Below are 12,136 nucleotides of genomic sequence, written 5' to 3'. Positions count from 1 at the left end.
CGTAGTCGGGCGACATGCGTCTCGACCTGACTCATCGCCGGAGTTGGGAACGTCCGCTTCCTGACGTCCGTAGCTTTGCTTCGATTGGCATGGCGCAGGCGCAGTGCTTACCGTTTTATGAAAGGAGGTCAGGCTGTGTGACGCGGTCGGAGTGCGTGCGGCGATTGCCAGGAACCGGCGTATGGAAGTCTGATCGACCGTCGCCATCCCGCCTTCGACCCAACGGCAAGTCGTTCCTTGGCCTCCGCCAGCGGCGCTGATTGTCTTTTGACGAGTCCCTTTTTGCAAATGGACCGCCGCCCGCTAAATTCGGACAGCCTTGGCCTGTCCTGCAGTTGGCCCCGCGAAGGCGGCGCGACCTGGGGTGACCCGACTGGCTAGTCGCCTCAGCGCTTTGGGTGTAGCTAGACCTTAGTTGCAACCTTGCCGTGGGGCGGCGTGACGGCGATTTCCAACCAGTTCAGTGACGCGGTCAACGTGGCCTTGGACCGCGTGGCGGTCCTCCCGGAGGTCTCGCAGGCAGGGATTGGCCGCGAGGCCATCGCCCGCGAAGTCGACGTCCGGCACGAGGAACTCCTCTCCAACGTCGGGTCGAATCTCTCGGATGTCCACGCCGCGATTGGCGCGCTAGATCGGCGCAACGCAGAGGTCGAGGCGGCGGTCCGCAACACGCTGGCGACCAATGCCGGCGGGGTGGCCGTACTGATCCTGGCCATCATGGGCCTGATCGCGGGCGGTCTCTTCCTCATCAACCCGACCGTGGGCCGTCCGCTCTTGGTCGCGCTGCGCACCCCATGGTCCCATGGCTGGTGGACGGGGGCGTTCTGGACGATCGCGGCGGCTGCGTTTGGCGTCCTGGTCACTGCCATCGCCGACAGCGCCCTGTTCTCCGAAAGGCGCCGTGAGCGCGCGCGCCTGGCGCTCGGCGTAGCTGTAGCCGATACCGTTTTGAGCGAGGCGCGCCAGCAACTGATCGAGGCGGTCTATCACGAAGTGCGCGCCCTGGCCGTGGTGCTGATCAACCAGAGCCGTCCCACCGCCTTCGTCGATCGCATCTTCGCTACCCAGGACGCGCCGCCTGGACGGCGAACCATCGGCGTCAGCCTGTCGGAAACTGCGCGCCAGGACCTTCAGGTCCCCAGCGCCGCCCTTCATCGCGCCCGCCGTCTGCTCACCGAGCTGCCCGGCGGCAGCATCGGCGTGGCCGGGCCGCGCGGCATCGGCAAAAGCACGCTTCTGGCGGCCCTGTGCGCCATCGACAGTAGCGACACTGGCGACGACATGCGGGGCGTAGCAATCAACACCGCTGCCCCCGTCGAGTACGAAAGCCGCGATTTCCTGCTGCACATCTTCTCCAGCCTGTGCCGGCGGGTGCTCGACTACCCGCCCGGTCACATGCCGCCGCTCGATGGTGCGACCCGCGAGCCGATCGAGCGCTGGCAAACTCAGCTGATCACCCAGTCCGGGCCGGTCGGGCGAATAATGATGCTATTTGGCACCCTGACGCTCGTGGCCAGCGTGGTGATCGCTGCAATCGTAGCCGACAACACCGCCCCAACGGTGACCTCACCGCCGCCCACGGCCAATACGGCGTCGACTTCAGGCCTCGCCTCGGCGGGCGCAACGACGCCGACCCAGCCCGTGGTAGGGGGCAAAGCCGCCGCGCTCGCGAAGACCGCGCAAGCCGCGCCGGATGGCGTATCGCAACGCCCCAACGCCGCCGCGTCTGGTCCGGCCGTCAAGCCAGTGACGTTGACGGCGGCGCTGGTCGAGGCCGCGAAGACGGCTCAAAAGACGGCCCCAAAACTAGTGCCCTCGCCGGCCAAGGATCAGCCGTCGGGCAAGGCCCAGGAGGCGTGGGCCAACGCCCATCCGCTTGCCGCCCTGGTCAAGGCCTTCGACCTCAAGCCAGGACCCTTGGCGCTCTTTGGCTTCACCGCCGTCGTCTTAGGCTTGGTCCTGGTGGTCCAGAGCCAGATCGACAAGTTCACGCGGAACTTGCTGGAAGCTTTCGCCACGGTCTGGATCTGGCGCTACAGGCGACCGCGACGCCAGCGCACCGATCCGCACGTCGTGGCCCTTGATCGCCGCAGCCGCAGTGAACTGGACAACATCCACTTCCAGCGCAGCTACACCAGCGGCTGGTCGGGCGGGCTCAAGGCCCCGGTCGGCATCGAGCTGGGCACCACTGGCGCGGCCACCCTGTCGCGCACGCCCATGAGCCAGCCCGAACTGGTCGAGCGGTTTCGCGCCTATGTCGCCGAAGTCGTCGCCGCGCGCGGCCGGGTCATCATCGGCATCGACGAACTGGACAAGCTGCGCTCCAGCGCTGACGCCGAAGCCTTCCTCAACAGCGTCAAGTCGGTGTTCAACATCCGGGGCTGCTATTTCCTGATCTCGGTCTCCGAGCACGCCATGGCCAGTTTCGACCGGCGGGGCATCGGCTTTCGCAACGCCTTCGACAGCGCCCTCGATACGGTTTTGCACGTCGACTATTGCGATCTGGCTGGCTCCAAGGCCGTGCTCGACAAGCGCGTCCTCCTCTGGCCCGCGCCGTTCCTGCATCTGAGCCACATGCTCTCGGGCGGTCTGCCGCGCGACCTCATTCGCAGCGCCCGCGATATCCTGGCCTTGGCGGTCGATCGCGGCGCGCACGGTCTGGCGGTGGACGCCGCCGCCGCCGAGGTCCTGAAGCGCGAGGCTCAGGCTAAGATCCGGGCGACCGCCATCGCCCTGCGACAGCTCGACGAGAACGTCGACGCCAATGCGCTCATGGTCCAGGTCATGCGGCTCTCGCTTCTCGAGACGATCGACGACATCACCGCGAACGCGGTTCAGCTGCGCGCCGTCATCGAGGCTACCCCAGGGCCCGAGGAGACCCGGCGCCAGACTTTGGTGGTTCAGGAGCTTTGCGTCTTCCTGGCCATCCTGGCGCTCATCAAGCGCGTGGCCGCTCTGGCGGCCGGACAGGCTGGCTGGACGCGCGTTCTCGACACCGGTCTGTCCGAAAAGGTCGCCCAGGCCCGCCAGGCCATCGAGGCGAGCTTGCCGCTGGCGGTGGTTCGCTTGGACGACGCCGTCGCTGTGGCGGATGGGATCGAGGCGGCGCTGACGGCCCCGCCCAGGGATCCGCCATCCGGTCGCGGCCGCGGGCGCGCCATAGCTAAGGCCTAACCTTTCGGCCCTAGGGACGAGGCGACTGAATGACCCCGCCAAGCGCAGCATGGGCCAAGCCCAGCACGAGCGCCACTTTGATCCAGCCGGCAGGGGTCAGCAGGCGTCCAGGGCATGAGCGGAACGTGGCATTTCCGGAGGCTTGGGGCGGCGCTCGGAGGCGGGCAAGTCATTGCGAACGGAAGTTTCTGTAGAGCGGGGGGCGGTGATCCACCGCAATCGGGCCCGACCTGCCAATTGCAGAATGCCTCAGCCAGCTCTAGGAAGCCCGCATCGGCGAGGGGCATCCAATTTTGGTATCGCGTCGATCTGAGGTAGGCCTATCCTGTGCAGGTTGGTCTCGCACCAGATTGGCAAAGAAGGGAAGCGAGTATCGTGCGCCCGGCTTCATCGAAAATACCGGTGCAATGAACAGCTACCTGTCTATCGCTGCGAAGGTGCTATACGAAATTCGTCAGCCACTCAGTGCGCGACAAATCTTGGAAGCTGCCTACCGCCTTCAAATCGTTCCAGAACAGCTTTTCGGAAAGACCCAGCATAAGACGCTCGGCGCGCGCCTCTCCGTCGACATGTTGCAGCACGGCGTAAGAAGTGAATTTATAAGAACTGCACCAGGACGCTATTTCCTCCGCGCCCTATTCAACGACCCTGTTGTTCCGCAGCGCTATAAGCGGGAGTACTATGCGCCGCTGAGAGCTGCACAGCTCAAACGCTTCGACGTTTTGACCTTCGTGATCGATTCCGTTGCAAAGTTAGTGTCAGAGCAGGGACGCGTCTCCCTAAGAAATCTCCTAAAAGCACGCGGTAGATTCCAGCGGCTGAGCGATCTGCGGGGGGAGCGCGATATCGCGCCGCTGAGAATATTTGTTGTGCTTACGTCTGAAAACAAAATCCTGTTTCGAGGTAAGATGACCGCAGATGGGCGAGGGCAGGTTCGACCTGCTCTGGGCATCGTAGACTATATTCGTCGGGATGATCGTTCTCTATTTTCTCAAGACCCAGTAGGTCTTCACGAAGCTGCCACCAGGGCAATATCTGAACAGCTAAGATTGCCGTATCATCGAATTCTTGAGTTGGAACCCGCCTTCCAATTTAGCGAAGTGGAATGCCTGATCACAGATCGGGACGGCGGTGGGCAAGAAGTCTCCGCCATCCTCAGGTATAAGGCCCCTAGGGAGATGCAATCAGTCTGGCTTGGTGAGCATACTGATTGGGAGGAGATGCCGCTCCGGATCAACGACATTGAGGCCCTTGATCCTTGTTCCCGGTTTTTGCTGAATCACCCACCATTGTTGACGGCGATAACTACTCACTGACCTCTAATTGAGGTTCTCAGAACTTCATACGGAATCGATTTCAGAAGATGTGCAAGCGTCTTCATTCCAATGGCCCGCCATTTGTCGTCAGCCTTGGCGGGGTCAGCATTGTCTGACACAACGCGCAGCATCGAGACGGGCACTTTGAAATGCCTCGCGGCTAAGCAAGCGCCGCCGGCTTCCATCTCGACGCCCAGCAGCTTTTCGGTGTGTTTCAGCATCCGTTGCCGCCATTCATCACTCGCAACGACTTCATCGACACTGGCAAGTAGGCCGCTGTGGAGCGATGGCCGTCTGTCTTCGGGCCACTCGGCGAGCTTGATCGACTGATTTATCCATTTGTCTTTGTCGAACGTATCTGAGCTGATCAATTTCTGAAGGGAATTGTCGAGATCGAAGTCTCGGCGCCGGAATTTGGTCGTATGAGGCCCGCCTGGCTCTTCGACGACCTTTCGGTTGGCCAGGTCAACTACGGTCGTCACGCAGATGATGTGGCCCGGTTGGGTACTTTCTTCAGTAAAGCCGCCTGCCAGCCCGACTATCAGGAGAAGTTCGGGAAGATTGGTCTTCCGAGACTGAAGGTAACTCGCGACTTCTACAGCTGCGGCCACCCGGCCCATGTCGGACGGGCACAGGACCGCGATGGCTTGATCCCCGATTTTCCCGGTCGCTGCCGGCGTGGAGTGGTTCCTGGTTAAGCCAAGTTCCGTGCACAGCACCTTGAGCTCTTCCTCGAGCGCGACGTAGAGCACGATCTCCGGCATTCCAGTTTTCTTTCCCAGGACGATATGGCTGTGTTCAGGTGTCTTGACCGTCGCAATCGGGCCGCGTTTCGCCAGCTCGTGTTCGCGCGATAGTTCATGAGCGACTTCGGCAAAGGCACCGTCGAGTTCCAAAAGTTCGATGTCATTTGGAACTGATACAAAGGCATTGTGGCGCTTGCTGAAGCTGGCCCAGTCGAATGAGCAGGCCGCCACCGCCCTGTTGGTAAAGAATGTGAGGTTGGTGTTCGTCTTGTATTTTTCGGCGAGGCCCACATACGCATCCATAAGCGACATGAAGCCGGTACGACGTCTTAGCTCGATCAATGCGTCGGCTGTGGCATCGAATATGAAATCCGAAAGATGAAATGCTTTCAGAAATATCTCGAGCCTTTGATAGGAATAGGAGGAACCTTGGTGGGGGAGGTTGAACTCTTCAATCATGTACGGAATTGCGGCAAGTATGATTAGGTCGAATTCACTGCAATACTGCTTCAGATAGGTGTACTGTAGTGCGTTCCTTAGTGAACTTCCTGCATTTCCCGCTTCATCGTTAAGCAATGGGGCGATTGCCGACCATGTTTGGGCTGTACCTCGGCTGGCGAGCTGCGCTGGAATTTTGCGCAATTGTTCTATAGTGGCCGGGATCAGCGCCTTCTTCACGGGCGCCCAAGCAGCCCATTTCTTATCCGGGCCAGCCTCCCAGTCTTGGATGATCTTCTCAGAGATAAACGTCTTCCGGTGTATCAGGCCCTGCGCGTGTCGGCCGATAAAGTCCACCCTGTTGTCATCAAATAACCCGGAATACCGGGAGCGCATTGGCTGGTATTCATCGCGCTTCTTTTCCGCATAGTCTGCGAGGTTTGTCTCTCGGATGGGAAATTGAAGAACACGTTCCGCAAGATACGACTTCTGGGTCTCTGCAAGGCCGAAGGCAATGTCGTCTTCGACCACAAATCCGGGAGGAAGGATGCATCGGTCTTCGCAGAGTACGACGCACGCGTTCAATGCTCGCCTCAGAAGACGAGCATGAACATTATTGCTCTGAAAATGATAGAGTCCAAAGATCTCGCGACTATCTCTATTGAGGAAGTGTAGAAATATGTCCCTTCTCAATTTCGCAGTCTTTCAATTCCGCCAACCACTCGCTCTCGTAACGTATCTAGCGTGCAGTCATTTACAATATTAAGGTCGCAATCGTGATTTTCGAGCTCTACCTCCGAGCGATGCTTCCCGTTTTCTTGCAAGTCAAATTGTTGACCGCGCTGTGCGAGCCTGCTGACGCGTTGATCATCTTCAGCAATAACGCGAAGCGTGATGTAGTTGGCGTCCTTGGCTAACTCGTAATCGCTGGAAAATCTCAAGGCGTCTATGACGGCAGGCGTGGTGACTTGGACTTCGCGCAAAGCCGCTTTCAAGAATATGCTGCTATCGATCGAAGTGAGCACATCGTCGAGGATTTGCGTCGACGTCTTGTCATCGTTGCCGAACAAGATTTTCGAAATACTTCGGCAAATCGCGCCCGTTTTGACGATCTGACAATCGAACGATTCTTGAAGAATTTTTGCGACTTCTGATTTTCCCGCCCCACTTTTACCGACAAGCGCAACGCGAATGGTGTCGCCGGCTTCTAACGGCCGCATAGATACACCTCAAATTTGAGCATCACCTCTTCCATCACCACTTCGGGCGGCAAGCCTCGATGTCTAGCAACGGAGTTAAAAAGAAGCTCGGTCATGGCGATGAAATGGTTGATTATTGGGGGGAAGCTAGTCACGGAAGATCCGGCGTATCGCAAAGAGAATGCGATATGCTCATCCGTGATATTTCCGTTCTTTTTCTTGATAACATAGGAAAGCGCTTGAATCTTATCGATCGCTTTCACGAAAAGCGCTTCTTGCGTTCTTCCCTCAATAACTTCCATCAGCACACGTCTTTGAAAATCACGTGCGGACGGGCGAAGGTTGCTGAGGTAGATCTCTAGTGCACGGAGCTCAGCGTCGCGCTTCACCTGTTTGGCGCGCGGATGGAAAGCATGTGTCTCGGTGCCCCAACCGTCGCGTCCTACGGGATCGTAGTCGCCAATGATGATCTCAAGTTTGTCGTGCAATATTGCGAGCGAGGTTACGCGGCTTAGATCGATCCAACCGAAATGCGGCGCAACGAGCAGTGCGGTGTCGGCCACATGCCAACTATGTGCTGCGACGCTCTCAAGTTTGAGGCCTGGTTCGACCGCGTCCGAATTGATCGCTTCGGCAGTTTCGCTGAGCCAATGAATTTGATTGAAATAACGCCGAATGGTTTGCAGCTGAAATGATGCGAGAATGGCACTCGCATCGAGCCGCGCTTCGTCGATCGAAGGGGCGGCCTGTTCGGTCACCTCCTCGCTGTGGAGCGCATCCAAGAACCTCAAGGTCGCAGCCATTCGTTCCCCCGCCCCGTCGTGGAATTTGAAGGCCACCTGAACGTCTTCAGTCAAAGCTCTCCGCCCTCACGCGGATCAACAGCTTCGAAGCCACAACGCGACGCACAAGTTCCAGCCAACGCGAGTCGTTTGAAAGATTCTAACCTTGCGAGAACCTTGAGTGCAATCAGCGAGGTTTCCAAGCGTGTCCGTGTTCGCGAAGCGCTCTCGACACGCACCTGAAACGCCCTGCTTGGCGTTGAGCCGAGCGGGTAAGCTCGGCCACCTCCAGAACGTCCGCAAGGGGCAGCGCCGCTCTCGTGCGCCTCGGCCCTGAATGTCAAGTTCCTGGATGAGCGCCAACGTCAGCAACTGGCGCGTCGCCAGCGTTCACTTAGGTCAAAACAGACTGTAGCCGTCCTGGCGCTGCGCCTGCAAAGCGCCTTACACAGGTGGAAGAATAGGTGGGCGCGCTCCCGGAGCAGTCGGCTAGCCAAGCCGGAACCCGACTGTCTGGGTCAGCGCCCCACAGGCCGGCCAGCGCAACAGCAAACAGAACGGCTCCATCGACCGCGCCTGAATGGGGACGCTCATGAAGAGTTCCTTTGGAGGGAGCCTACGGACGGCGGCGATCACCGTGCCAATTTTACGGGGCGGAGCGATCTCGAACTCGGAAGCCTATGCTCAAAGCCTGCCGCGTGATTCCGTCGGCGAATTGGATTTGACCATGATGATCGACGCCGCCACGGCCTTGGCCTTTTCAATGTACGAAAATAAGGGCGTCTACGCGCTTTTGCTGGGAAGCGGCGTCTCTCGGTCAGCCGCCATCCCGACCGGCTGGGAGATCACCCTGGACCTGGCGCGCCGCGTCGGCCGGCTCGAAGGCGAAGACGAGCAGGCCGACTGGGCCAAGTGGCACCAGGAGCGGTTCGGCGAGGCACCCAACTACGGCAAACTCCTAGACGCGGTGTCGACCACGCCGGACGAGCGACGATCCATCCTTCACGCCTACATTGAGCCGACGCCCGAGGAACATGCCGAAGGCCTCAAGACCCCGACCCGCGCCCATCGCGCCATTGCCAAGCTGGTCCGCGACGGCATCGTGCGGGTTATCATCACCACCAATTTCGACCGCCTGCTCGAGACGGCGCTACGCGATGTTGGCGTCGAACCCACCGTCATCAAGTCAGACGACGATCTGGCGGGGGCCGTGCCCCTGATCCACAGCCGCTGCTTCATCCTGAAAGTCCACGGCGACTATCTAGACACGCGCCTGCGCAACACCGAGGGCGAACTTGCCGGTTACTCCGAGGTCCAGAACAGGTGCCTGGACCGCATCCTCGACGATCACGGCCTGATCGTCTGCGGCTGGTCGGCCGACTGGGACGAGGCGCTGCGCGCGGCCATCACCCGCGCCCCGTCGCGGCGCTATCCCCTATACTGGGCCGGCCGCGGCGCGCCGACCAAGATGGCTTTGGACTTGATCGCCCAGCGCAGCGGCCGAGTGGTCCCGATCGCCGGTGCCGACGAGTTCTTCGAGGACCTTCAGGCCAAGGTCGAGGTCCAAGACGACCTAAAGCGGCCAAATCCCGAGAGTGTTGATCTGATGGGCGCGATGGCCAAGCGCTACCTCGGTCGGCCAGATGGGCATATCCCGCTTTCCGATCTTGTCGGCGCGGAACTAGCGCGGTTGCGCGAGGCCTTCAGCCGACCCGATCTTGCCGTGCAGGGCGTGCCGCTTTCGGCCGACGCCTTCCGGCGGCGTGTGGCGCTATACGACGCAGCCTGCGAACGCATTATCCGTCTCGCCTTTCTCCTGGGGCAATGGGGCGACGGTCAGGACCTGCGGCTGCTTCGTGACATGCTTGAGTTCATTCGCTCTCAACGGGCCGAGGCGGGAACGACGCGATGGCTGCAGATGCAGGCCTATCCTGGCGTACTCGTGCTCTTCGCCTGGGGCGTGGGTGCCGTCAGGGCCGAGCGATGGGCCCATGTGCGGGCGGCGCTTCGGTTGGAGTTCGAGAGGCCATATCGTGACAGCACCTACGAGGCTGTGGAGCTCTTCTACTTGCGCTTCGAGGCTCATGATAAGGACCTTTGGAACCAGCTCGACGGCATGGAGCGCCATCTCGCGCCTCTGGCGGGACACCTGTTCGATGTCTTCACCGCCCAACTGGCGAGCCTGTTCCCCAGCCTCGGTGACTTCCAGCTAGCCTACGAAACCTTCGAGACCCTGGCCTCCTGCACTCTCGTGGAGCTGCGGGTCAACAAGGATAGCCTTCGCACGGCGTTAGAAGCTCCAGGCGGCAGGGGCTATGTCTACGTGCCCTTGGGCCCTTCCGGCTGGGACGAAAACCGGCACGCGACGCTGTTGCGCCGCTTCAAGGAGGACGGTCCGCGCAATCATTTACTCGCCGGCGGATTCGCGAACGGCGACAGCGACTACCTCGTGCTGCTCACGCGAAACCTTGAAGCCAATATGGCTCACTGGGGCTGGTAGGCCTCTGATGCGACGGCTAGGGGAAGATGTAGGCGACGCGCTAGGACGCGTCGGTGCGGGGCGCGGAGCGTGGTTTGCGCGAGCGTCGGCGCTTCGTCCCCGCCTTGGCCGCTTCGCGCTGGATACGCGCATGATCCCTGCGCAGCTTGTCGGCGCTGCGCATGAAGGCGGTCCGTCCTCCCATGCGCGCTGCGTCTAGGGTGCTTAGAAGCAATAGGTCGTCGAGCGACAGGGGCTTGGGCATCAGGGCGAAGTTGATCAGCACCAGCGTGTCCAGCGTCGCCAGACCGGGGCTGGAAAAGCCGGCATCGCTGCTGCCGGCCATAAAGCCCGATCCATCCAGTGTGCCGAGTTTGAAGAACAAGCCCCGCGAGCCGGCGTGAATATTATAGCTGGCCAGCTTGTATTCAGGGCGGTGGCTGGCACGGTCGGCGGCGTCCTCGAGCTGGTTGAACTTCGGATCGACATTGCCGATGTAGTCCGCTGCCCAGCCGTACTCCTTCTTGAAGGGTTGGCCGTAGAGATCGATGGCGGCCTGCTGCTCGGCCTCCAGGGCCGTGAACTCCGCGTCGGGTATCGGCGCCTCCTGACGCGCCGCGCAGGTTGCCTGGTGCAGCCGAGCGGCCTGCAGACGCCCTACCGCTTCGTGCGCGATGAAACGGGTGGCCAAGTCCTCGCCGCCGTCGCCTAGCACCAGCGCCACGACAGTGATCTCGTGCAGCGTTCGCCACCGCGCCATGGCACCATCGGCATAGCCGGCTTCCATCAAGGCGAGGACTTCTCCAACGACCTGGACGGCGCGGGCGTGGAGCCGCAGGAGTAGATGGGGCAGTAGTTTGGGATGCTTCGCACGAGACCGGTTGAGACGTTGCTGGCGTTCGTAGCCGACCTCGAGCGAGAAGTGGCGAAGCATCCTAATATGGTTGAAGGCCTCGCCCCAACGCGCCTCGAGGCGCTGCTGGAAACCGACCATGTCGTGCCTGTTCTGGGCCTCGACCTGAGGCCACCGCGCTTTCAAGTCCTTGAAGAGATCGCCGCTGCCTTGGGCCACGGTGTCCTTGAGGAGTTCGGCCAATTCATCCCGGAATGTCGATTGCCGAGCCTCCATCCGGGCCAGATCGGTGTCGGTCAGCTGCAGGGTGTCGAGGAAGGCCGAGAGCTCTTCGGTGAGGTTCTCCCAGACGAAATCATCCTTGGCGCCGGAGAGGCCATGATCGGCGACAGCTTCGACCAGGAGCCGGTTCGGGCTGTGGCCGGATTCCTGGAGCTTTTCCTCCAGGATTTCGATCAGCGTCTCGCGCGCCAACTGCAGTGCATAGTCCCGTGTCGTCGCCATGAACTCCCGATGGACACTCAATCCGACCTCCACCCCGTGGCGCGGCGCTAGACTAGAGCTGGGTGTGGTGTCGCGCTATACCGGCTCGGCCTCCCAATCCCCACCAGCCTCTAAGAGCGCTTTGAAGGTCGACTTCCTGGAGGTGCGCCAACGTCAGCAACTGGCGCCCTGTCGCCGTTCGGGCAATCAAGAGGGCCCCAGAGAATGGACCAACCGGTCAATCATTTCTCTTCGCCCATTCTTCTGGTGCGAAGATCTGCAAGACCGGCGACCGCTCATCACCCCGTTCTACAAGCAAATCTCTTATGGCTTGTGAGAAGCGGAGCCGCTTCCGGGACCAATCGCTACGATCATTGCCGCGCTTGGCGGCGACCTGAATGATCAAGGCTCCGCTTTCTCCGGAGTCTGGATCTTCATACACATGGACACAAGCGGACGTGACATTACGATCAAACTGCTGAGCGCGTTCAGCGACCCTGCGGCGAAAATCGACGATGTCTAATGCTGCGGCCATGAAGTGAATCTGGCCGTTCCCGCCGCGCTGTCAAATTCTTCACGCTAGTTGTGGCCGGGAACGACCATGGCCCGGCAGCCGCTAACCGCCCTGCCTCGCAGCGCCCCACCACCGTGGCCGCCGAGTGGATC

General features: G+C 60.7%; 8 protein-coding genes. 3 read left to right on the top strand and 5 right to left on the bottom strand.

Features of this window, described 5'->3' with window-relative positions; translation table 11 throughout:
* The first annotated feature begins 438 nt into the window (after positions 1–438).
* Both AC1RJ9_RS12755 and AC1RJ9_RS12750 read left to right on the top strand, forming a co-directional pair.
* Complete coding sequence (locus AC1RJ9_RS12755; RefSeq protein ID WP_492837258.1) at positions 439–3,174, top strand: hypothetical protein; 2,736 nt, start codon at positions 439–441, stop codon at positions 3,172–3,174.
* A gap of 407 nt (positions 3,175–3,581) precedes the next feature.
* The gene (locus tag AC1RJ9_RS12750) at positions 3,582–4,490 is read left to right on the top strand and encodes an HTH domain-containing protein (protein WP_492837257.1); all 909 of its coding nucleotides are present in this window, start codon (positions 3,582–3,584) and stop codon (positions 4,488–4,490) included.
* Here AC1RJ9_RS12750 and AC1RJ9_RS12745 read toward each other — a convergent pair.
* The 3 genes from AC1RJ9_RS12745 to AC1RJ9_RS12735 form a co-directional block, all read right to left on the bottom strand.
* Complete coding sequence (locus tag AC1RJ9_RS12745; protein WP_492837256.1) at positions 4,484–6,205, bottom strand: 5'-methylthioadenosine/S-adenosylhomocysteine nucleosidase family protein; 1,722 nt, start codon at positions 6,203–6,205, stop codon at positions 4,484–4,486. The two genes, AC1RJ9_RS12750 and AC1RJ9_RS12745, sit on opposite strands and share 7 nt — an antisense overlap.
* A 158-nt stretch (positions 6,206–6,363) precedes the next feature.
* Positions 6,364–6,894, bottom strand: coding sequence for an AAA family ATPase (locus tag AC1RJ9_RS12740; RefSeq protein ID WP_492837255.1), 531 nt, complete (start codon positions 6,892–6,894; stop codon positions 6,364–6,366).
* Complete coding sequence (locus tag AC1RJ9_RS12735) at positions 6,882–7,712, bottom strand: HD domain-containing protein (RefSeq protein WP_492837254.1); 831 nt, start codon at positions 7,710–7,712, stop codon at positions 6,882–6,884. Before AC1RJ9_RS12735 ends, AC1RJ9_RS12740 begins: the two co-directional genes overlap by 13 nt.
* A gap of 535 nt (positions 7,713–8,247) precedes the next feature.
* Here AC1RJ9_RS12735 and AC1RJ9_RS12730 point away from each other — a divergent pair.
* Positions 8,248–10,155 (top strand): SIR2 family protein, encoded by a 1,908-nt coding sequence (locus AC1RJ9_RS12730; protein WP_492837253.1) that lies wholly within the window; start codon positions 8,248–8,250, stop codon positions 10,153–10,155.
* Between the two features lie 40 nt (positions 10,156–10,195).
* Here AC1RJ9_RS12730 and AC1RJ9_RS12725 read toward each other — a convergent pair whose 3' ends face one another.
* Both AC1RJ9_RS12725 and AC1RJ9_RS12720 read right to left on the bottom strand, forming a co-directional pair.
* Positions 10,196–11,491, bottom strand: coding sequence for a DUF5677 domain-containing protein (locus AC1RJ9_RS12725; protein ID WP_492837252.1), 1,296 nt, complete (start codon positions 11,489–11,491; stop codon positions 10,196–10,198).
* 217 nt (positions 11,492–11,708) lie between these two features.
* On the bottom strand, positions 11,709–12,005 hold the full coding sequence (locus tag AC1RJ9_RS12720) for a hypothetical protein (protein WP_492837251.1): 297 nt from the start codon (positions 12,003–12,005) through the stop codon (positions 11,709–11,711).
* Between the last annotated feature and the right edge of the window lie 131 nt (positions 12,006–12,136).

The sequence above is a fragment of the Caulobacter sp. GW822-FHT07D08 genome, assembly GCF_058798735.1.
Note: the sequence above shows the minus strand (reverse complement) of the source record. Positions and strands in the feature narration are given on the sequence as shown.

Excerpts from the sequence above, each read along its gene's own strand:
- AC1RJ9_RS12750 (WP_492837257.1), top strand. The coding sequence starts at position 3,582 with ATGAACAGCTACCTGTCTATCGCTGCGAAGGTGCTATACGAAATTCGT.
- AC1RJ9_RS12740 (WP_492837255.1), bottom strand. The coding sequence starts at position 6,894 with ATGCGGCCGTTAGAAGCCGGCGACACCATTCGCGTTGCGCTTGTCGGT.
- AC1RJ9_RS12730 (WP_492837253.1), top strand. The coding sequence starts at position 8,248 with ATGAAGAGTTCCTTTGGAGGGAGCCTACGGACGGCGGCGATCACCGTG.
- AC1RJ9_RS12725 (WP_492837252.1), bottom strand. The coding sequence starts at position 11,491 with ATGGCGACGACACGGGACTATGCACTGCAGTTGGCGCGCGAGACGCTG.
- AC1RJ9_RS12720 (WP_492837251.1), bottom strand. The coding sequence starts at position 12,005 with ATGGCCGCAGCATTAGACATCGTCGATTTTCGCCGCAGGGTCGCTGAA.